This is a genomic window from Candidatus Oscillochloris fontis (assembly GCF_004138135.1).
Lineage (GTDB): Bacteria > Chloroflexota > Chloroflexia > Chloroflexales > Chloroflexaceae > Oscillochloris > Oscillochloris fontis.
Genome location: NZ_RYFD01000060.1, coordinates 1 through 19,028, shown reverse-complemented (window position 1 = coordinate 19,028; position 19,028 = coordinate 1). Strand labels below are relative to the sequence as shown.

18 protein-coding genes are annotated in these 19,028 nt (G+C 58.5%); 10 read left to right on the top strand and 8 right to left on the bottom strand.

Going from position 1 to position 19,028, the window contains the following annotated elements:
- Positions 1-257: 257 nt before the first annotated feature.
- The 6 genes from EKD03_RS16410 to rny form a co-directional block, all read right to left on the bottom strand.
- Positions 258-596, bottom strand: coding sequence for a HepT-like ribonuclease domain-containing protein (locus EKD03_RS16410; RefSeq protein ID WP_174842891.1), 339 nt, complete (start codon positions 594-596; stop codon positions 258-260).
- On the bottom strand, positions 583-903 hold the full coding sequence (gene mntA, locus EKD03_RS16405) for a type VII toxin-antitoxin system MntA family adenylyltransferase antitoxin (RefSeq protein WP_129633227.1): 321 nt from the start codon (positions 901-903) through the stop codon (positions 583-585). The genes EKD03_RS16410 and mntA overlap by 14 nt, the downstream gene beginning before the upstream one ends.
- Before the next feature lie 174 nt (positions 904-1,077).
- The gene (locus EKD03_RS16400) at positions 1,078-1,770 is read right to left on the bottom strand and encodes a 3'-5' exonuclease (RefSeq protein ID WP_129633225.1); all 693 of its coding nucleotides are present in this window, start codon (positions 1,768-1,770) and stop codon (positions 1,078-1,080) included.
- 7 nt (positions 1,771-1,777) lie between these two features.
- Positions 1,778-3,649: a DUF294 nucleotidyltransferase-like domain-containing protein gene (locus EKD03_RS16395; protein ID WP_129633223.1), complete on the bottom strand. Its 1,872-nt coding sequence runs from the start codon at positions 3,647-3,649 to the stop codon at positions 1,778-1,780.
- A gap of 85 nt (positions 3,650-3,734) precedes the next feature.
- Positions 3,735-4,073, bottom strand: a complete 339-nt coding sequence (locus EKD03_RS16390) for a stage V sporulation protein S (RefSeq protein ID WP_274542420.1) — start codon at positions 4,071-4,073, stop codon at positions 3,735-3,737.
- A 318-nt stretch (positions 4,074-4,391) separates the two neighbouring features.
- The gene (gene rny, locus EKD03_RS16385; protein WP_129633219.1) at positions 4,392-5,924 is read right to left on the bottom strand and encodes a ribonuclease Y; all 1,533 of its coding nucleotides are present in this window, start codon (positions 5,922-5,924) and stop codon (positions 4,392-4,394) included.
- Positions 5,925-6,309: 385 nt separating this feature from the next.
- On the opposite strand from rny, the gene EKD03_RS16380 reads away from it, so the two are divergent.
- Positions 6,310-7,131, top strand: a complete 822-nt coding sequence (locus tag EKD03_RS16380; RefSeq protein ID WP_174842890.1) for a hypothetical protein — start codon at positions 6,310-6,312, stop codon at positions 7,129-7,131.
- A gap of 185 nt (positions 7,132-7,316) precedes the next feature.
- Positions 7,317-7,991, top strand: a complete 675-nt coding sequence (rimI, locus tag EKD03_RS16375; protein ID WP_129633217.1) for a ribosomal protein S18-alanine N-acetyltransferase — start codon at positions 7,317-7,319, stop codon at positions 7,989-7,991.
- On the opposite strand, the gene EKD03_RS16370 is transcribed toward rimI, so the two are convergent.
- Positions 7,963-9,018, bottom strand: a complete 1,056-nt coding sequence (locus EKD03_RS16370; protein WP_129633215.1) for an SPL family radical SAM protein — start codon at positions 9,016-9,018, stop codon at positions 7,963-7,965. The genes rimI and EKD03_RS16370 overlap by 29 nt on opposite strands.
- 100 nt (positions 9,019-9,118) lie before the next feature.
- On the opposite strand from EKD03_RS16370, the gene EKD03_RS16365 reads away from it, so the two are divergent.
- The 7 genes from EKD03_RS16365 to EKD03_RS16335 all read left to right on the top strand — a co-directional run bounded on the left by EKD03_RS16365 (position 9,119) and on the right by EKD03_RS16335 (position 17,329).
- Positions 9,119-10,054, top strand: a complete 936-nt coding sequence (locus tag EKD03_RS16365) for a glycosyltransferase family 2 protein (RefSeq protein WP_238613558.1) — start codon at positions 9,119-9,121, stop codon at positions 10,052-10,054.
- 819 nt (positions 10,055-10,873) lie between these two features.
- Positions 10,874-12,793: an NYN domain-containing protein gene (locus EKD03_RS16360; protein ID WP_129633211.1), complete on the top strand. Its 1,920-nt coding sequence runs from the start codon at positions 10,874-10,876 to the stop codon at positions 12,791-12,793.
- 108 nt (positions 12,794-12,901) lie between these two features.
- On the top strand, positions 12,902-13,519 hold the full coding sequence (locus EKD03_RS16355) for a phosphoribosylanthranilate isomerase (protein WP_129633209.1): 618 nt from the start codon (positions 12,902-12,904) through the stop codon (positions 13,517-13,519).
- Positions 13,516-14,910 carry a metallophosphoesterase gene (locus EKD03_RS16350; protein WP_129633207.1) on the top strand — a complete coding sequence of 465 codons (1,395 nt, stop codon included), beginning with the start codon at positions 13,516-13,518 and terminating at the stop codon, positions 14,908-14,910. Before EKD03_RS16355 ends, EKD03_RS16350 begins: the two co-directional genes overlap by 4 nt.
- Before the next feature lie 99 nt (positions 14,911-15,009).
- Positions 15,010-15,345, top strand: coding sequence for a Trm112 family protein (locus EKD03_RS18870; RefSeq protein ID WP_129633205.1), 336 nt, complete (start codon positions 15,010-15,012; stop codon positions 15,343-15,345).
- A 71-nt stretch (positions 15,346-15,416) separates the two neighbouring features.
- Positions 15,417-16,613, top strand: coding sequence for a tryptophan synthase subunit beta (trpB, locus tag EKD03_RS16340; RefSeq protein WP_129633202.1), 1,197 nt, complete (start codon positions 15,417-15,419; stop codon positions 16,611-16,613).
- A gap of 17 nt (positions 16,614-16,630) precedes the next feature.
- On the top strand, positions 16,631-17,329 hold the full coding sequence (locus EKD03_RS16335; protein ID WP_129633200.1) for a DEAD/DEAH box helicase family protein: 699 nt from the start codon (positions 16,631-16,633) through the stop codon (positions 17,327-17,329).
- Positions 17,330-17,370: 41 nt separating this feature from the next.
- Here the strand turns inward: EKD03_RS16335 and EKD03_RS16330 are convergent, their stop codons facing one another.
- Entirely contained in the window at positions 17,371-18,480 is a 1,110-nt protein-coding gene (locus EKD03_RS16330) for an RNA-guided endonuclease InsQ/TnpB family protein (RefSeq protein WP_129633198.1), read from the bottom strand.
- Between the two features lie 101 nt (positions 18,481-18,581).
- Here EKD03_RS16330 and EKD03_RS16325 point away from each other — a divergent pair.
- On the top strand, positions 18,582-19,028 hold a 447-nt coding region (locus EKD03_RS16325), incomplete at its 3' end, for a type I restriction-modification system subunit M N-terminal domain-containing protein (protein ID WP_153188300.1).

Genomic DNA, 19,028 nt, shown 5'->3' with positions numbered 1-19,028 from the left:
TTTTGTTCCTACTTCCATGATGACACAAAAGAGCTTCCTTGGCTGTTTTCTTAGCTTGAGGGGTATAGGGGCGCGTCACGACGCGCCCACGGGATGCGGCACCATTGCGGGGGCGCATCGCGATGCGCCCCTACGGATGGGGCGATGCGAATGGAGGGGCGCGTCGTGACGCGCCCACGGGATGCGACACCATTGCGGGGGGTCACGGGAATGGGCTTTATCACGATGAAGCCCGTTCAGGAGTCAGACGAAGAACGCTATCGCTTTGCAAGTAGTGTCGTTACAGCCATCTTGAGCATGGGCAGATCATCCTTTGTCGTCAGCCAGACCTGACTGAGGTCAACACCAAAATAATGGTGAATGAGTTTGTCGCGCATACCAGCAATAGCCGACCAAGTAATATGTGGTGCTTGTTGGCGAGTTGCTGGCGTAAGTTGTTTGACTGCCTCACCAATAATCATCATCTGACGGATGACGTCATCCTGGATCAGGCTCTCACGAAAAAAAGTCGCTTCATCTACATCGGTGATGTAGCGTTCAATCGTGGTCAATGCGTCCAAGATATGCCGCAAGTAGATCGTATCAGACGGCTTCATACAGTACTCGCAAGTCAGAGATGATATTCGCCCGCAGATAGGGATTGAGCGCGGCTTCGGTGAGGAGATCGACATGGCGGCCTAGTGCCGTTTCGAGTTCTTGTTCGAGTGCAATTGCCTTCAGCAAACTCGTCGGATCGGCAAAGCGCACCAAGAGATCAATGTCACTCTGGGCATTGGCAGTACCACGCGCCTGCGAGCCAAATAATCCAACCATCGCAACCCCATAGTGACGACAAATTTCTACGATGCGCTGAATATCAAGGGGGGATGCTGTTGAAATAGTGTTTGTGTTCAACGTGGTCATTTCAATTGCTACCTCTTTTTCGACATCAACCCATTGGACACGTTGAGGATTCAACCCTCATGTGGATTGTAGCATAAGCCCATTTGGCCATGCTGTCATAAGGCTTCGACATGCGATGGCTTCGACAGGCTCAGCCAGCGGCACGCTGGCTGAGCCTGTCGAAGCCATCCCCACCTACACCCCACCGGCCTTCATCAGCCCGCGCAATGTTGGGCGACCCGCCCCCTCCAAGCGGGTCGCCTGGGCCAAGAAGAGTTGCGCCGTGGTGAGCGCATCATTCAGTGCGTTATGCTCGCCATAGCTCGGCAACCCAAACCGGGTTGCCAGCGCCCGCAACTGAATGGCGGGCATGGGCATGTCAGGCTGCACCGAACCGAGAATTTTGGCCGTCTCGTGCAGTGACATAGCAATGCGGGCGGTATCAATGATCGGACCAACCAACTTGGCCCCCCAGCGGGTACGCATCGCCTGATTGATGAAGGAGACATCAACCTGGGCAACATGCACCACCATCACCCGCCCAGCGAGGCGCGCCAGAAGTTCAGGCAGGATGACATCCGCATGCGGCGCATCCTCCAACTCAGCACGGGTGAGGCCGTGAATACGGATCGAACTCGCATCCACCTCCAACCCCTCCGGCGGACGCACCAGGGTATACCAGTGGCGGTTGAGGTGGATACGGCCCTCCTCGATCTCAACCAACCCAATCGCCAAGAGCGCATCGCGCTTATGGTTGAGGCCACTCGTCTCGATATCGAGCACACTATAGCCCACCTCACGCCAATGACGGGCGGGATCGGGGCGTGGAGCATCGGTATAGGCCCGGACAAAGTCGGGAAACTCTGGTTTGCGCCGAAAGAAGAACATCTTCACCTCATCCAATCATACCGGTCTGGAAGATGCGCGCCAGCCCGCGTTGCACCCCGGCAATTACCTGGAGTGACTCCTTCAATTCACGCTGGTTGATCGGACTCAATTGGCGGTAGCAGACATGGTTCGTCACCTCCTCACCGCGTGTAATCTGCTCTTGCTGGTTACGCAAACGCAGCGTACTGATCAACTCAAAGGCGCTGATCAACGACTGCGCATCGGCCTCACTGATACTACTCTCCGGCCACGACTGACGCAAACGCGCAACGGTCGAGGTTGCGTTACACCCGGCCTCCAGGGAGAAGAGACGTGCCATATCCACCACCATCGCCGTCCCACGATGCTTAAGGTCAATCAGGTGGCGCTGCTCGCCCTGGCGTTGCAACGCGACCTGGCGGAAGAGGGTAAGCGGGGCATGGTTACGCAGCGCAGCGCGCGCCAAACGCGCCAAGAAGACGCGATTCTCGCGTGCGTCGAGCACGACCGGACGCAGCGCGGCCTCAACATCGAGCTCGCCATAGGCTTTGCGGAAATCAAAGAAGATCGCAATCCGCAGCAGCGCCTCTTCTTCGGGCACATTGATCCAGCGCGAGAAGTAATCCTTCCAGACCTGCAACGGCTGACGCCACTGCGGATTACTGGCCATAATCTCCCCCGGACAGCGCGGGAAGCCACAGATCTCTAACTGGCCCACAATCAGATCAGCCAGTGTCGCAAAATAGGTCGCCGCTTCAGGTGGCGCATCATCAGTATAGACCAGCGCATTATCCTGATCAGTGAGCAGAGTCTGTTCAAAGCGGCCCTCACTCCCCAGCACCATCCACGCATAGGGCACCGGCGGCGGCCCTAACGTCACCTCCGCATCACGCAGGAGACGTTGGAGTAAGGTATCGTGGGCCACCGCTACCACGCGGCCAATATCGCTCACACGAGCACCCGCATCAAGCAGCGAGCCAACCGTCGCGACGACCTTATCGCGGTAGCGTCGCATATCATCCAACGTCTGGGCACGACTCAACTGACTCGGCAAAAAGACCGGGCTACTACTCTGGTGGCGCAGGATGGCCGTATGGGTCACAATCCCGACAATCCGGCCATGCTCAGTAATCGGCATATGGTGTTGGCGATTCTCCAGCATCGCCATCAGACCCTCAAAGACCAGACTATCGGCGGGGAGGGTACGGATAGGCGTCGTCATCACCTGTGAGACGGGGGTATCGTAGGGAATACCAGCAGCCACCACACGGGTTCGCAAATCACGGTCGGTAAAGATACCCGTATCCTGATCAAGCACGCCATAGGGCGGCAAATCAATCAACAGACACGAGACCCGTTCCTGGCTCATGAGCTGAGCGGCTTCTTGGACCGTCGCATCGGGGCTAATCGCGACCAGATCGCGTTCAACCAGATCGCGCAGATGGGTTTGGAAGAGCGTCGGAGCGGCGCTATCACGGCGACTACGGACGGCAAACTCCAGGCGTTCAATTGCCGAAGCGGCGAAGAAATTGGCAAAAGGCGGGAACTCAGCGCGCAATTCGTGGAAGAGCGCGGCGGGGAGGAGATAGACCAACACCTCGGTATGGGCACGTACCGTAATAATCGGCGGCTGACCAAGGATCAGTGACGGATGGCCAAAGGCTTCACCGGGGCCAAGGCTATCGAAGATCTGGGTCTCACCGTCACCTTCACGAATAAGATCGACATGGCCCTTACAGACGACATAGAGAAACTGCGACGGAGCGCCACCGAAGGTGAGGACATCATGGTTGGCGGCAAAGTACTCAATCTGCACCGAACGAGCGATACGTTGCAGCCCTGAAGGGGGAAGTTGGTCAAACGGTGGGTAGTTGCCCAAAAAGGCGGCAATCTCTTCCATAACAAGATCCTTAAATTGCACGAGTAAAGAACAAAAAAGCTCTCACCACCCCTGGTGAGAGCCTGACGTGGCGTATCCTACGTGGTTAGCGACGCTCAATCAACAGACGGATGGCGGTACGCTCTTCTTCATCAATAGCCACATCAATAAAGGCTGGGACACAGACGATGTCGATCCCCTCTTCGTGGAGGTAACTACGAGCAATCGCCACGGCCTTAATCGCCTGATTGGTCGCTCCGGCCCCGATAGACTGAACCTCAGCCATCCCGCTCTCACGGATCACCCCAGCGATAGCACCAGCTACGGCACTAGGGCGTGAACGGGTCGAGACCTTGAGAACCTCAGCCGAGCGCTGAACATCAGCCGATTGAGATGCACTGGCACCCACAGCGCGAGCGACAGGGAGAGACTGGGCATTAGTCATACGTTCCTCCTCGGGATCGTGACGGGTTGGTAGAGGGGGCAGATCAGCAGATGAGGCATTAAGGCTCATAAGACACAGCCCTCCTGGTACAAACTGAGATGCAGGGCGCATATGTGATACCAAACGATTGTACCATAAGCAATCGAATATGGAAGCCCTCAATACAAAACATGTAGCTCACGAGATACTTAGTTTGTGTACTAATATTCAAAGATTAACGATTTATTCACTTTTTATCTTCTCATATGGAATCGAGCAGATTTACTCCTCTTTTCCATACGAGAAGGTAAAGAAAGATAGACCGTTCAAGCGGTACGACTAACGCGCAAAATCAACAGCCCGTGTTTCACGGATAATCGTCACCTTAATCTGCCCAGGGTATTGTAAACTCTCTTCGATCTTCTTGGCGACATCGCGCGCCAAGTGGATACTCGCTAGGTCATCAATCTGGTCGGGTTGCACCATCACCCGCACCTCACGGCCAGCCTGCACCGCGAAGGCCCGTTGCACCCCACTAAAGGAGGTAGCCACAGTTTCGAGCGCTTCCAAGCGCTTGATATAGAGGTCAAGCGTCTCGCGGCGCGCCCCAGGGCGCCCACCGGAGATAGCGTCGGCGGCGATCACAAGGAACGCCTCGACGGTTTGCGGCTCTTCATCGTGATGATGGGCGGCAATTGCGTGGACAATCGCTGGGGAACGGCCCAGACGGCGCGCAATATCGGCACCAATCAGGGCGTGGGGACCTTGGACTTCATGATCCACCGCCTTACCGATATCGTGAAGCAGGGCGGCAGTCTTGGCGATGTTAATATTCGCCCCGATCTCAGCGGCCATATGTGCCGCGAGCAGCGCACACTCCAATGAATGCTGAAGCACATTCTGCCCGTAACTAGTGCGGTATTTCAGCCGCCCCAGCAACTTAATCAGATCAGGGTGTAAGCCCTGGACATTCGCTTCATAGGCAACCCGCTCCCCCTCTTCGCGCATCACATGCTCAATCTCAAGCTGGGTCTTCTGCACAATCTCTTCAATGCGCGTGGGATGGATGCGTCCGTCTTTGAGCAGCCGAGTGAGTGAAACCCGCGCCACCTCCCGGCGTACCGGGTCATGACACGAGAGCGTCACCGCCTCGGGCGTGTCATCGACGATGATATCAACACCAGTGATCTGCTCGAAGGCGCGGATGTTGCGCCCTTCGCGGCCAATAATACGGCCCTTAAGCTCCTCACTGGGAAGGTTCACGGTTGTGACGGTCAGCTCAGCGACATAATCGGACGCGCAGCGCTGGACTGCAAGCCCAATGATCTTACGGGCGTTCTTCTCCGCTTCATTGCGGGCGCTCTGTTCGATCTCACGGATCCGGCGAGCCGCTTCATCGCGGGCCTCGCGCTCAACCTGGGCAAGAATAATTTCACGAGCCTCATCACGATTGAGTTGTGAAATACGCTCCAACTCGATCACCTGTTGGCTCTTAACTCGCTCAGCTTCCTGGTACAACTGCTCGATCTGACGTTCGCGGTTCTGTACCTGGCGATCCCGTCGCTCAAGCCCCTCGAGTTTGCGGTCGAGATTCTCCTCCTTCCGTTGTAGGCGTTCTTCTTGTTTCTGGACGCTCTGGCGAGACTCACGTATCTCGGCCTCAGCATCATTTCGAATGCGTAGCGCGTCATCTTTCGCTTGAAGTAAGATCTCTTTTTGCTGGGATCGGGCCTCTTCAAGGAGCAAGCGAGCCTCAGCGGCTTTACTCTGCATCTGAGAGTTTACCCCGTTGTACACCCACCAGACACCAATTGCTCCGCCTGTAACCAGCCCAACTACTAGGCCGAGGCCGGCCCAGAGTAGATCTATCACGGTAGCCTCCTATGCAGTTGTTAATGTGCATCAAGCGGGGCAGTGCCCCGCTATGATGAGTTCGGCCATTGTGAATTCATAGCCCCATGATATGCTAATAATACGGTTCTCGTCTAGACCTGTCAAGGATGTAACTGTTCACACTAGGGCATGGGCAAAGTTCTTGGGGCTGTGCCCCAAACCTCAATTTTTATTGTTTTTTGGCGGCTACGCCGCCAAAAAACAATAAAAATATCTTCGGGGGCGGCGAAGCCGCATGCGCATTCGGTTAAGCGCGAAGGTAGCACCGGCTTCCAGCCGGTCAGGCTGGAAGCCGGTGCTACCCTATGAGATGCCCATCAGTGGTATAATCGGCTTAGTGAATGCCGTATGTTAGGAGGATTGTATGATTCGCAGTCAGTGGCGATCCATGATGATTGCCCTTCTGCTGCTCGCCTCTCTGCCGTTGCTCGCCACATGTGGGGGCCAAGGCAGCACCCTCGGCGCGTCACTCTATGTACAGAATGTCACCGCCAACCCTGCCGCGTATGCCGGCAAAGAGATTACGGTTGATGGTGCTTATCTCTGGCGCCCCGGAACCCCTACTATCTCGGTTCTCGCCCTGGGCCTTCATACCCTCGATAGTGGTCTCGATGCCCAACCATTGGGTGATCCGATCTGGCTTGAGGGGTTTCCATCTGATGTGACAAGCAATATGCACCGTCCCGGTGATTCGGTCTATGGCTTTGTGCGCGTGCGGGGCCAGTTCGCTACCGGCAACTTTGGCCCGGATGGCAGTTACCCCTATCAAATCACGGTCAGTTCCGCCGAGGTGATCGAACAGGTGCGGCGAGTTGAGCAGAAGATCAAGGATACCCCCTTGGGTGAGGGGAAAGTCGCCTTCTTTGAGTTGCAACGCAACCCTGATGCCTATAATGGCCAGACGATTACGACCCAGGGCTACTATTTCTGGAATTCGCTGATCTATGTCTTGGCCGAAGGGATCTCGACCGAAGAGGATGGCTCTAGCCCGCAGCCTGTGGGTAGCTCGATCTGGATGGAGGGGTTCCCACCCGATGTCTCGCCCAATCTGAATGTTGGGGCCAACAATAGTTATGTCTGGGGGCTGGTTGAGGTGACGGGAACGTTCCAAACCGGCGGCGGCTTCGGACGCGATGGTGCCTACCAGAGCCTCTTTACCGTGACGTCGGCTACGGCCTTAAAGTAGGGAGGGGTTCAAGCTACGCCCATAGCGAAGGTTCGGGGGAGGCTTCGCCTCCCCTAAAGAACTTTTTTTCTCTGCTGTTGGCGGCTTAGCCGCCAACAGCAGAGAAAAAAGCGGGTCTGGGGTGCAGCCCCAAGCGTAGTTTTTAGGGAGGGAGGGATGAGGATTCATCCCTACATGACACACCGATGTACTACTTCATCGAACCAATGACCGAGGATGACATCGCCGAGGTTCAGGAGATTGAGGCGCAGAGTTTTCCCTCGACATGGTCGGCAACAACCTATAAGCGCGAGTTACGCAATACAGCCACCAACCGCTATCTGGTGGTGCGCATGAGTAGTACCCCACCGCCGCCCCACCCTGAAAACACCCCTAACCTCCGACGACATGGCATCCTCAATCATATTATGTCCGCGTTCTTCCCGTCTACGCACGAAACGACTCAGCAATACCCGATCATTGGCTATGGCGGGGTCTGGCTGACCGTGGATGATGCCCATATCACGACGATTGCAGTCGATCCGCGCTACCGTGGCTCTGGGGTAGGTGAATTACTGCTCAATGGGCTGATTGATGCCGCCTATGATCTTGAAGCTAAGATGCTCACCCTAGAGGTACGGGTCTCTAACACGGTAGCCCAACGGCTGTATGTGAAGTATGGGTTCCTTCCAGGGGGCACCCGCCGCCGCTATTACACCGATAATGGTGAGGATGCGCTGATCATGTGGACCGAGCGCATTGACACCCCTGAGTATCAGGCGCTGCTCTCGGAGCTACGCCGCCAACTCTATACCCGCCTGCAACAGCAGGTTACGCACACAAACCCCAAGATCATGCCCGCGCCAGAATTTCACGAATAAGCGGTGCCAATGGGCTATCGCGCAAGCCTTCCGGCGCGTGGTTGCCCGCATAGATCTCCTCGGCGAGTTGGCGGTGTACCTCTGCCACGCGCTCACGCCCCTGCACACGGTCGCGGAAGGCGCTATGCTTGAGCAGCAGCGCGGCCTCGTTGGTCGGACGCAGTTTCCCGGCGTAGATGCGGTGGGGCACCCGCACCTCTAAAGAGAGGCCATCAGCACGGCTCAGGATGTCGCTGTCGTGATCCTGACGGTAGCGCGGGCTGACCGTGGATTGGCCCTGGTAGACATCGCGGTAGTAGCTGTGCGGGAAGGAGGCAACCCGCGCGAGGATCTCGTTGATCCGGCTCCGATGGCGATCATTGGCAATGTGCAGGTAGTCCCAGACCACAAAGTCAATCCCAGCATCGGCGCAGGCACGCAACACCCCACGCACACCCGCCTGGGTGTCATTGACGTAGGGCATCAGCGGGACAAGCGCCACCCCCACTGGGATGCCGGCGCGCTTCAGTTCGGCCAACATCTCCAGGCGCAACGCCGGGGGCGGGGCTTTGCCTTCCAACTTGGCTGCTAAGTGCGGGTCCATGGTCATCAGGCTGGTCATGACTATGGCGAGGCTCTGCTCATGCAAGCGCTGGAAGAGTACTGTATCCTCCAGCACCGTCGCACTTTTGGTCAGTAGTAGGCAGGGTTGACCATGATCAGCCAGGACTTGAAGTGTCTGGCGGGTGATGCGGTACGTCTGCTCGGCAGGTTGGTAGGGATCACTCAGCGCAGTAATAGCGATCAGATCACCTCGGTCAATCTGGGCGAGTTCAGCACTGAGGCGTTGGGGCAGATCGAGGGGGATGTGGATCGTCTCGTTGAGCGGACGATTGCCGAAGAGCCAGCTATCACAGTAGGGGCAACCCAACTCACAGCCGGTATAGATATTCAGCGTATAGGCTGAAAGAAAGAACTCGTTAATCGTGGGGCGGCGGGCACTGAGCACCGGCGCCTCAGTCATAAAGTCGCGGAGGTAATTTGCCATAGATGTAGTACCAGCAATGATGACCTGAAGTAAAGGGCTATTGTAGCACGTTCCCTGTATCTTGCATCCTCGGCCACTCCGCGCTAGAATGCGCAACGCTATGCACCAACAAGTTGCAGTTGTGATTGTCTCGTACAACACCATAAACCTGCTACGGCGCTGTCTGGCCACGCTGGCCGATTGTCATTTGCCGTTGCGGGTTCTTGTGGTGGATAACTGTTCGCCCGATGGAAGCGCGGCGATGGTACGCGCCGAGTTCCCACAGGTTGAACTGATCGCGCTCGATCAGAATGTCGGGTTTGCACGCGGCACCAATGTGGGCCTCGCGGCGCTTGATCTGCACGGCCCCGATGCGCCCGCTGTGCTGCTGCTCAACCCGGATACTGAGGTGCGCCCCGGCGCGATTGAGGCACTCGTGGCCTTCCTCGACGCCCACCCACGGGTCGGGTTGGTTGGCCCCCGCCTGCTCAACCCCGATGGCAGCCTCCAGGCCGCCGCCTTCCGCTTCCCCACACTGCTGATGACGGCGCTCGATCTCTTCCCGCCGGGTGAGGTGCTGCCAGGGCGGCTCTACAACTCCTGGTGGCACGGGCGCTACCCCCAGGAGGGTGGGAGCACTCCCTTCCCCATCGATCATCCCCTGGGCGCATGCATGCTGGTGCGGCCAGCCGTGCTCAAGCAGGTGGGCGGATTGGACGACTCCTACTTTATGTATAGTGAGGAGATTGATTGGTGCTGGCGCATTCGTGCTGCCGGCTGGGCGATCTGGCAGGTGCCCCACGCAGAGGTAGTGCATGTGGGGGGCGCTTCGACCCGCCAGTTCCGCTGGAAGATGCTGGTCGCCCTCTACCGCAGCCGGGCGCAGTTTGTGGATCGCCACGCCCCACCATGGATGCGGGTAGCCCATCGGCTGGTGGTGCGCACCGGGATGTTGCGGGCGGTGCTGCGCAGTTGGCATGCATTCGCCCGTGGGCAGATCAGCCACGCGGAGTTGCGCAGCCATCTGTTGGCCTACGGGCGCATCTCACGCCTGTGAATCTGCATCGGGCATGGGCAAAGCCTTGGGGAGCCCCACATCCCAGTTTTTGGTGGCGGCTGCACCACCTCCGCCCCCCACCGGAGGTGGCGTTGCCCATGCCCTGTCAGTCTGCAATGGTAACTGTTCACACTTCTCCTAGCTTCCAGTTTTTGACGCAAAGACGCAGAGGCGCGTAACTGTTCACACTTCTCCTAGCTTCCAGTTTTTGACGCAAAGACGCAGAGGCGCAAAGCCTGCAACAAAACCTTTGCGTCTTTGCGCCTTTGCGTCAATCAGAAGCTTCCTTTACCCCAAGTGTGAACAGTTACAGAGGCGCAAAGCCTGCAACAAAACCTTTGCGTCCTTGCGCCTTTGCGTCAATACGAGATTTCTTTTACCCCAAGTGTGAACAGTTACCTGCAATGTAGTGGTTGCATCAACGCTCTTCCAATGCTATAGTACAGCCATAAGCGGCGGCACACGTACATAGCCTTGGGATGTGCCGCTGAGACTCGCGACGGTCTTTCCCATCTGTAGCCTTTTTGAGGTGGTTCAGAGGAATTTCCCGGTGCTGTGCTGCACAATGTAGCCCTGGTCACGGTGATATGAATCTTCCTTCTTCGTTGATGTGACGACTGGCAGGTGCAGTGAGTCGCCTCCTCGGCTACTCATCATAGTCTTCATATCAAAGAGATCGATTCTCACCCTCGCGTGTGATTATGTTGTTCTTCCCGATCACACCCCGACGAACAGCCGCCTCATGTGTAGCTGGCCCCGAAGCATTTCTTACGCCCACCTCACCCGACACCTACTCAACAGGAGTAAAACGTACCAGCAATGTCGTACGAAAACAAGCGACCTGATGTCGCGGTCTTTATTGACTTCGAGAATGTGTATGTGAGCGTGCGCGATAAGCTGAACGCGAACCCCAATTTCGAAGCAATTATGGATCGCTGTGGCGACCTTGGCCGCGTCGTGATCTCCCGTGCCTATGCTGATTGGTATCGCTATCCGCGAGTGACAAGTGCGCTCTATGCGAATGCGATTGAGCCGATCTATGTGGCGACCTATTACTACGATAAGGATATGGGGCGCACCGGGCGGGCGATCAAGAATAGCGTTGATATGAATCTGTGTATTGACGCGATGAAGACGCTCTTCACCAATACCAACATTTCACGCTTTGTCTTAGTCACCGGCGACCGCGACTTTATCCCGTTGGTCAATTCGATCCGCCAGCAGGGTAAAGAGGTCTACATCATTGGTATTGGCGGGGCCGCGAGTACCCACTTGGCCCAGAGTGCCGATGAATTTGTCTTTTATGAGCAGTTGGTGGGCAAACAGCCGGGTGGTTCGGCTATGGCAACCGCAATTGCCAACCGTTCGACCGAACTTAACCGTGGGATTGAGATTGGGCATGAACCGCATGTGGTCGTTCCAACGCCCGTCATCCCCGTCATTCCCGTCATCCCCGTCGCTACGGTTAGTGTACCTACTCCCGTCGAAGCCGACATCTATACAGTGCTCGTGGATGCCATTCATTTGGTGCGAAAACGCGGCTATGTCTCGACACTTGGCTCGATCAAGTTGGTGATGAAGGAGTTGATGGGCGGCGACTTTAAAGAGAGCCGCTACAAAGATGTAAATGGGCGGCCCTTCGCAAAGTTTAAGGACTTTGTGGTGGATGCCGAGAAGCGCGGCAAGGTGCAGATCTTCACCAATGGCACGGTGAATGAGGTCTTCTTGCCGGGTGAAGATGCGTTTAAGCTCTCGCAGTTCGCTGCCGCGCTGACTGAGGACAACGGGATCGAACCGATTACCGAGACCGTGGTGGCGAGTAATGGGCGCAAAGAGACTCCGAAGCCGGTCGTCGCGCCGGTGGCAGAGGTCGTGCCGGCCCCAACAAGCCGCCGCCGCCGCCGCCGCTCGCGCCGGGGTCAGGGGGCACCCACGATTGATCCGATGGCAATCGTGCAGAATCTGGAACCAGAGGATCATGATCTGGAGTTGACTCCGCCAATTCTGGACGATGAGCCGATCATTGGTGATCCGGTGGCCTACATGGACGAACTGCGCGCCCTTGATGCCTTCGAGGATGATGACGCGCTGGAGATCCTGGCCGAAGAGCAGGCGGAAGAGGAGTTGGCCGCCGCCGGAATGCCCGCTGATGAGTTGCTGGATGAACTGGAGGAAGAGTTCCTGATCGAGCATGATCTGGAACCCGAACCCTACTTGGCTGGTGATCCGGCTTGGGTTGATGCGCCAGTTCCGGCCAGTTTGGCCGAGTTGATCAGTGAACCGGCGGTGATGGCTGATTTCGAACTGGAACCCATCGCCGAGCCGGAGCCAGTTGCCGAACCGGAACCCATCACCGAGCCGGAGCCCATCGCCGAGCCGGAGCCAGTTGCTGAGCCGGAGCCAGTTGCTGAGCCGGAGCCAGTTGCTGAGCCGGAACCCATCGCTGAGCCGGAGCCAGTCGCCGATGAAGCCGAGGAGATTGACGCAGCCGCCGACATCACCGAGATTGACTTCAGTGACGAGGAGTGGAGTGTCTTCCGCGAAATGATGCGCGGGTTTAGCAAGCCCGTCTCATTCCAGCAGATCTTCGACGCACTGCGCGGCTTGCGCAAGGATCAGAACCTGACCCGCACCAACGAGCAATTGCGCACGATGGTCAAGCAGGCGATCAATCGCACCCTGCTTGAGCGCAGTGGTAAGGGCAAGCGGGTCTACTACTCGCTGCGGGTTGGCGAGTAGCAGCCCAGCAAACACCAACAAAAAAGATCTTCGGGGGCGACTTCGCCGCCCCCGAATCCCCACCGGAGGTGACTTTACCCATGCCCTGGGGAGTTCAGCCAAACGACTATGCACATCAAAATCTGTGGCCTGCGCAGCATCGAACATGCGCTAGTTGCCGCCGAAGCCGGGGCCGACATGGTTGGCCTCGTTTTTGCCCCCAGCCGCCGTCAGGTAGCGGTTGAAGAGGCCATCCAGATCGTCACCGCACTCCGCCGTAGCCCGCCCCCGCATCCGCAGGTGGTCGGGCTCTTCGTCAATACCTCGGTCGCCACGATCAATGCGGTGATCACGACGGTGGGGCTGGATATGGTGCAACTCAGCGGCGCTGAGGTGTTGGTGGAGATGGCCGGCATTGAGCGCCCGGTGCTAAAGTCTATCCGCATGGATGGCTCGGTGGGTGAGGCGGCATGGATCGGCGCTGGGGTGCGCCTGTTGGTTGATGCCCACGTAGCCGGAGCGTATGGGGGCACGGGCACCCGCGCCGATTGGCACCGTGCCGCCGATCTGGCCCGCAAACATCCGTTGATCCTCGCCGGGGGGCTTGATGCGGATAATGTGGCCGAGGCCATCCGCCACGTGCAACCCTGGGGCGTGGATGTGAGTAGTGGCGTTGAAGAAGATGGGGTCAAGTCGAGCATGAAGATCCGCGCCTTCATCCATGCCGCCCGCGAGGCATCACGATGAGGCAGCAGGTGGAACGGATCGGGCGGATCGCGGGCCTCGCCAGCGGGCTGGCTGGGTTGGCCTTTGCCGCCCGCTGGGTCTTTTTGCAGTGCCGCCGGGTGACGCTCAAGCCGACCGACTATACCACCCCGCCGCTTGGCGCGGATGCGATCAGCCCCAACCAGCGCCGCATCATTGTTAGTGACCTGCACCTGGGCGGTGGGGATCGGTTGGACGACTTTGAGGCCGATCAGGAATTGATCGCCTTTCTTGATCAGTATGTCACCCGCAGCGAACCAACCGAGTTGATCCTGGCTGGTGACACGATTGAGTTCTTGCAAGTGCGCATCCCTGGCCTCGATGACGAGGAGTGGTCGGATCAGGCGGCTGCCCAACGGATGCGGGCAGTCATTCAGGCCCATGCGGGGGTCTTTGCGGCGCTGGCACGCTTCATTGCACTGCCACAGCACCAGATCACCGTGCTGATCGGCAACCACGATTTTGAGTTGCACTACCCGGCGGCCAAGGCCGCCTTTACCCAGGCGCTAGGTTTGGCCTACCCAGATCCACGCCTACGCTTTGGCCTGAGTTACCACGGCGGCGGGATCTATATGGTGCATGGCAACCAGTTTGATGCCTGGAACCGCTTTGTCCACTTTGCCGGGATCTGCGAGCCGTTTGAAGTTGTGCGCGGCACCCAGATCGTCAAAGAGGTGATCAACGACCTGGAGGAAGATTCCTTGCCAATTGCGCCGCTGCTCGACAATGTGAAGCCGACCTCGGCCTTCTTCTGGTACCTGCTGGCGCTACCCCGGCTGCGCAACACCGCCGCACGGCGTTTCTTCCTGCGCGGGGTGACTGGATTCCTCCAGGTGGTGGCATGGCCCACGCCCCACGAGATGCCGATCACCGGGCGGGGGCCGGGCGGGTTGCTGAGTGCGCCGATCTTCTTGGGGTTGTGGGGCTGGATCGCGGGCCTACGCCGTCAGCGCGTGGCGCGCCAACAGCGCTTCTCGCGCCAAGTGAGCGCAGTCGCCGGGGGCGTCCCGCCTCCCGATCAGGTGCTTGATCAGATGCAGAGCGAAGCGGTGCGCCAAGTGCGCCGCGAGATGCGCGCCTTTAGTGACCGCTACGCCCGCGAGATGCTCAAGATTGCCCGCCAACCCCAGCATCGCGCCGACCGGCTCTTCATTTGTGGGCATACGCATTTGGCCCAGGTGGTGCCGTTGGGCCAGGAGCAGACCTACATCAACACCGGGACGTGGACCGAGGTGATTTATGATGTAGAGGCGATGTTGCGGCAGGAGCAGCGTTTTCCCTTCTTGGAGGTGCGTTACCCCGATGGGGTGACGCCGGAGGCGCATCTGTTGGTGTGGTGTGGCCCAGATCAACCGCCACAGGCGTGGCGATGATGCTCCCAACAGAGCAAATTTCGGGTACAATACGCCTAGCCCACCAACGAGCCAGCTAGTGGCCGAGGTGAAGGTTTGGTATGATTGCAGGAGGCCGATATGAAGAACCTGTGGCGTGTCCTTGGGATTGCCGCCGTCGTTGGCGTCGGAATCATGATCTACCGCATGATCAAGCAGTACCGCGAAGACAGCGTCTTCGACCTAGCCCCGGCAGCGGCGGCTCCTGGTCAGAAGCGCAGTATCAGCCCAGAGCTGCTGAGCATCCTGGCCGATCCAGCCGACAAGGGGCCAATTGAGTTGCTGACCGATGGCCAGGGCAAGGAGTGGCTGGTTAATCGCCGCAATGGCTATCGCTACCCGGTTGAGGATGGTATTCCGATCATGCTGCTCGAAGAGGGCGAGAAGAACAAAGACGAGAGCCTGATCCAGAAGTAGGGATACGGTGTATAACCGAAGTGGCAGGTGGCATCTTCCCGCCACCTGCCACTTTGCTTTAGGAAAGAATTATGTCGAGCAGCGAAACAGAGACCACCCCTGGCCGGTTTGGCCCCTATGGCGGGCGCTATGTTCCCGAAACGCTCATGCCCGCTGTGATGGCGCTTGAGGCGGCCTACGCTGAGGCCAAGGCTGACCCCGCATTCTGGGCCGAGTTGGGCGAGTTGCAGCGCACCTACACCGGGCGACCTACGCCGCTCACCTTTGCGCGGCGGCTCACCGAGAAGTGTGGCGGGGCGCAGATCTACCTCAAGCGCGAGGATTTGGCGCATACCGGGGCGCATAAGATCAACAACGCGCTTGGTCAGGGCTTGCTCGCCAAGCGCATGGGCAAGCGCCGCATCATCGCCGAGACGGGCGCGGGCCAGCATGGCGTGGCGACTGCCACGGTCTGTGCGTTGCTCGGTATGGAGTGCGTGGTCTATATGGGGGTTGACGATATGGCCCGTCAACGCCCGAACGTCTTCCGTATGCGCCTACTGGGGGCCGAGGTGCGCGGGGTGGAGAGTGGTTCGCGCACGCTCAAAGACGCGATCAACGAGGCCATGCGCGACTGGGTGACCAACCCGGAGAGCTACTACCTGCTCGGTTCGGCGTTGGGGCCGCACCCCTACCCAACGATGGTGCGCGACTTCCAGAGCGTGATCGGCCACGAGGCGCGTGAGCAGATGTTGAACCAGGTGGGGCGCTTACCCGATGTGATCGTCGCGTGTGTGGGGGGTGGCTCAAACGCCATCGGCATCTTCCACCCCTTCCTCAACGACACAAACGTGGCCCTGCGTGGCGTCGAGGCGGGCGGACGCGGAGCCACCCTGGGTGATCATGCCGCCCGCTTCTTCGCGGCCAGTCCGGGGGTGCTCCAAGGCACCTACTCCTACGTGCTGCAAGACGACGATGGCCAGATCGCCTTGACCCACTCGATCTCCGCCGGTCTCGACTACGCCAGCGTAGGGCCGGAGCATGCCTGGTTGCACGACACCGGGCGCGCCACCTACACCGCCGCCGATGACGAGGAGGCGCTGGATGGCTTCGAGACCCTTTCGCGTTATGAGGGGATCATCCCGGCGCTGGAGAGTTCGCATGCGATTGCCGAGGCGCTCAAACTCGCGCCGACACTGCGCAAGGATCAGATCATCCTCGTGAACCTCTCTGGGCGCGGCGACAAGGACATCTTTAGTGTGGCGGAGGCGTTGGGGATGGAGATATAGTATAGATCATACCCCCTATGAACCCAAGCAAACCTGATCTGAGCGAGCGCGATGTTTGTACCAAGTACATCACTCCGGCGATTGTGGCGGCGGGGTGGGATCTGCATGCCCAGGTGCGCGAGGAGGTGACGTTCACCCAGGGCCGGGTGATCGTGCGCGGTACGTTGGTGAGCCGGGGCGAACGCAAGCGGGCAGATTATTTGCTCTCCTACCAACCCAATCTGCCCATCGCGATCATCGAGGCGAAGGATCAGCGCCATAGCCTCGGTGCGGGCATGCAGCAGGCGTTGGCCTATGCCGAGGCGCTCGATGTGCCCTTTGTGTATAGCTCGAACGGCACGGGGTTTTTGGAGCATGACCGCACGGGTATGGCTGGGGTGGTGGAGCGCGAGTTGGCGTTGGACGAGTTCCCTTCGCCCGCTGCGCTCTGGGCGCGCTACTGTGCCTGGAAGGGGCTGGATAGCTCGGCCCAGCAGCAGATTATTACCCAGCACTACTATAGCGATGGCAGTGGACGCGAGCCGCGTTATTACCAGCGCACGGCGATTAACCGGGTGGTTGAGGCGATAGCGGGCGGGCAGCAGCGGATCCTTTTGGTAATGGCCACTGGTACCGGCAAGACCTACACCACCTTCCAGATTATCTGGCGGCTCTGGAAGTCCGGGGTGCGCCAGCGGATCCTCTTTCTGGCTGACCGTGACGGCTCCCAGGGCTAAAGCACCTGGGCTTCAGAGTGTGCCGCCCCACACTCGTTCGGTTACAACCGCAGGGATGGGAGACCCCGATACAGAATATTGCGCGCCGCATTATGATCGCGTCCCAGCACCAGCCCGCAATGGGGGCAGGTATGGATGCGGTCGCGCAATGCTTTCTGCACGAGTTTGCCGCAGGACGAACACATCTTGGTCGTGTCACGGGGGTTCACCAGAATCACCTGTCGCCCAGCTTCTTCCGCTTTGGCGATGGTCATCTGGATGAACTGAGTCCACGCCACATCCATGATGCTTTTGCGCATCCCACGACTGCGCCCCATCTCCTGTGGGGCCAGGTCTTCAAACACAATGACCTGATAGGCGTTCACCAACGCGCGGCTCCGCTTGTGCGCGAAATCCGCCCGCCGGTTGGCGATCCGCGCATGGATCTTCGCCAGAATGCCCTTCTGTTTGGCATTCTCGGGCCAATCCTGCGCGTTCTTGGCCGCGTCTTTGCGCTGCTGCACGCGCTTCAGGTCAGCCTCATCACGCCGATAGAAGCGCGGGTTGGCGATCTCCTCGCCCGTCGAGAGGGTGGCAAACGACGCCAGCCCGACATCCACGCCCACGACCGCATCGGTAGGTGGCAGCGGCGCGACATCCACCTCGCACGAGAAGACCGCAAACCATGTGCCGGTACGCGACCGGGTGAGCGTGACTGTTTTCGGCGTACCCTCCACAGGCCGATGCAAGACGACATGCACCGCGCCAACTTTCGAGAGGATCAGCCGCGTACCTTCCAAGCGCACGCCATTGCCGTATTGCGGGTAGGTGAGGCTGTCGTAGCGACCGAAGCCCTTGAAACGCGGAAAACCGACCGTTTCGGCACCTGCCTTCACCCGACGAAAGAACGCTTGAAAGGCCAAATCCACCCGCACGCTGATATTTTGAAGCACCTGACTATGAATCAGCTTCAACTCGGGCTTGGTGCGCTTCCAGATCGGCAGCATGGCCTGCGTGTCGTACACGCGCAGACTCTCGCCCCGCTCCTCATATGCCCGCTTGCGTTCGGCCAGCGTCTCGTTGTAGACCCAGCGGCTCACCTCAAACTGCTGCGCAAGGATGCGTCGCTGTCCATTCGACAGATAGATTCGGTATTTGAAGCTCTTGCGCATAGTGTATATATACCACGGCTTCGCCTAAAAAGCAAAACTGTTCGCATATCAGTTGTTGGGCTAAAGCAGGTGAAGCCCTTCTATCCCAAGGCTAAAGCTTCTTGGGCTTTACGGGCTATTTCCGCAAGGACGCCGGTGTAGATGGCGACGCCCAGCGTATCGGCCAGCTCGTCTGGATGATCTTTCTCAAGATCTTCGACGACCGCGAACAGGAATACGAACTGCTAGAGAACGATTATCGCTCGCCCATCCCCGACCGGCTGCGCTGGCGGTATTGGGCCGCCAACCCGGAGGGCTTGACCGGGGATCGCTTGCTGGATTTCGTGACCACCGATCTCTTCCCTAGCCTCAAGGAGTTGCCGCTCGATACCAAGCGCGACCGGCGCGGTCTGGTGGTGCGCCAGGTCTTTCGGGATGCCTATAACTACATGAAGAATGGCACCCTGATGCGTCAGGTGGTTAATAAGATCACTCACCTTACGCAGTACGTATGTACGGATAAAGACGGTCTTTCGTGCCAGATCATGCTCCTTGCGTCGCCCGTAGCG

Excerpts from the sequence above, each read along its gene's own strand:
- EKD03_RS16410 (WP_174842891.1), bottom strand. The coding sequence starts at position 596 with ATGAAGCCGTCTGATACGATCTACTTGCGGCATATCTTGGACGCATTG.
- mntA (WP_129633227.1), bottom strand. The coding sequence starts at position 903 with ATGACCACGTTGAACACAAACACTATTTCAACAGCATCCCCCCTTGAT.
- EKD03_RS16400 (WP_129633225.1), bottom strand. The coding sequence starts at position 1,770 with ATGTTCTTCTTTCGGCGCAAACCAGAGTTTCCCGACTTTGTCCGGGCC.
- EKD03_RS16395 (WP_129633223.1), bottom strand. The coding sequence starts at position 3,649 with ATGGAAGAGATTGCCGCCTTTTTGGGCAACTACCCACCGTTTGACCAA.
- EKD03_RS16390 (WP_274542420.1), bottom strand. The coding sequence starts at position 4,073 with ATGACTAATGCCCAGTCTCTCCCTGTCGCTCGCGCTGTGGGTGCCAGT.
- EKD03_RS16380 (WP_174842890.1), top strand. The coding sequence starts at position 6,310 with ATGATTCGCAGTCAGTGGCGATCCATGATGATTGCCCTTCTGCTGCTC.
- rimI (WP_129633217.1), top strand. The coding sequence starts at position 7,317 with ATGTACTACTTCATCGAACCAATGACCGAGGATGACATCGCCGAGGTT.
- EKD03_RS16370 (WP_129633215.1), bottom strand. The coding sequence starts at position 9,018 with ATGGCAAATTACCTCCGCGACTTTATGACTGAGGCGCCGGTGCTCAGT.
- EKD03_RS16365 (WP_238613558.1), top strand. The coding sequence starts at position 9,119 with ATGCACCAACAAGTTGCAGTTGTGATTGTCTCGTACAACACCATAAAC.
- EKD03_RS16360 (WP_129633211.1), top strand. The coding sequence starts at position 10,874 with ATGTCGTACGAAAACAAGCGACCTGATGTCGCGGTCTTTATTGACTTC.
- EKD03_RS16355 (WP_129633209.1), top strand. The coding sequence starts at position 12,902 with ATGCACATCAAAATCTGTGGCCTGCGCAGCATCGAACATGCGCTAGTT.
- EKD03_RS16350 (WP_129633207.1), top strand. The coding sequence starts at position 13,516 with ATGAGGCAGCAGGTGGAACGGATCGGGCGGATCGCGGGCCTCGCCAGC.
- EKD03_RS18870 (WP_129633205.1), top strand. The coding sequence starts at position 15,010 with ATGAAGAACCTGTGGCGTGTCCTTGGGATTGCCGCCGTCGTTGGCGTC.
- trpB (WP_129633202.1), top strand. The coding sequence starts at position 15,417 with ATGTCGAGCAGCGAAACAGAGACCACCCCTGGCCGGTTTGGCCCCTAT.
- EKD03_RS16335 (WP_129633200.1), top strand. The coding sequence starts at position 16,631 with ATGAACCCAAGCAAACCTGATCTGAGCGAGCGCGATGTTTGTACCAAG.
- EKD03_RS16330 (WP_129633198.1), bottom strand. The coding sequence starts at position 18,480 with ATGCGCAAGAGCTTCAAATACCGAATCTATCTGTCGAATGGACAGCGA.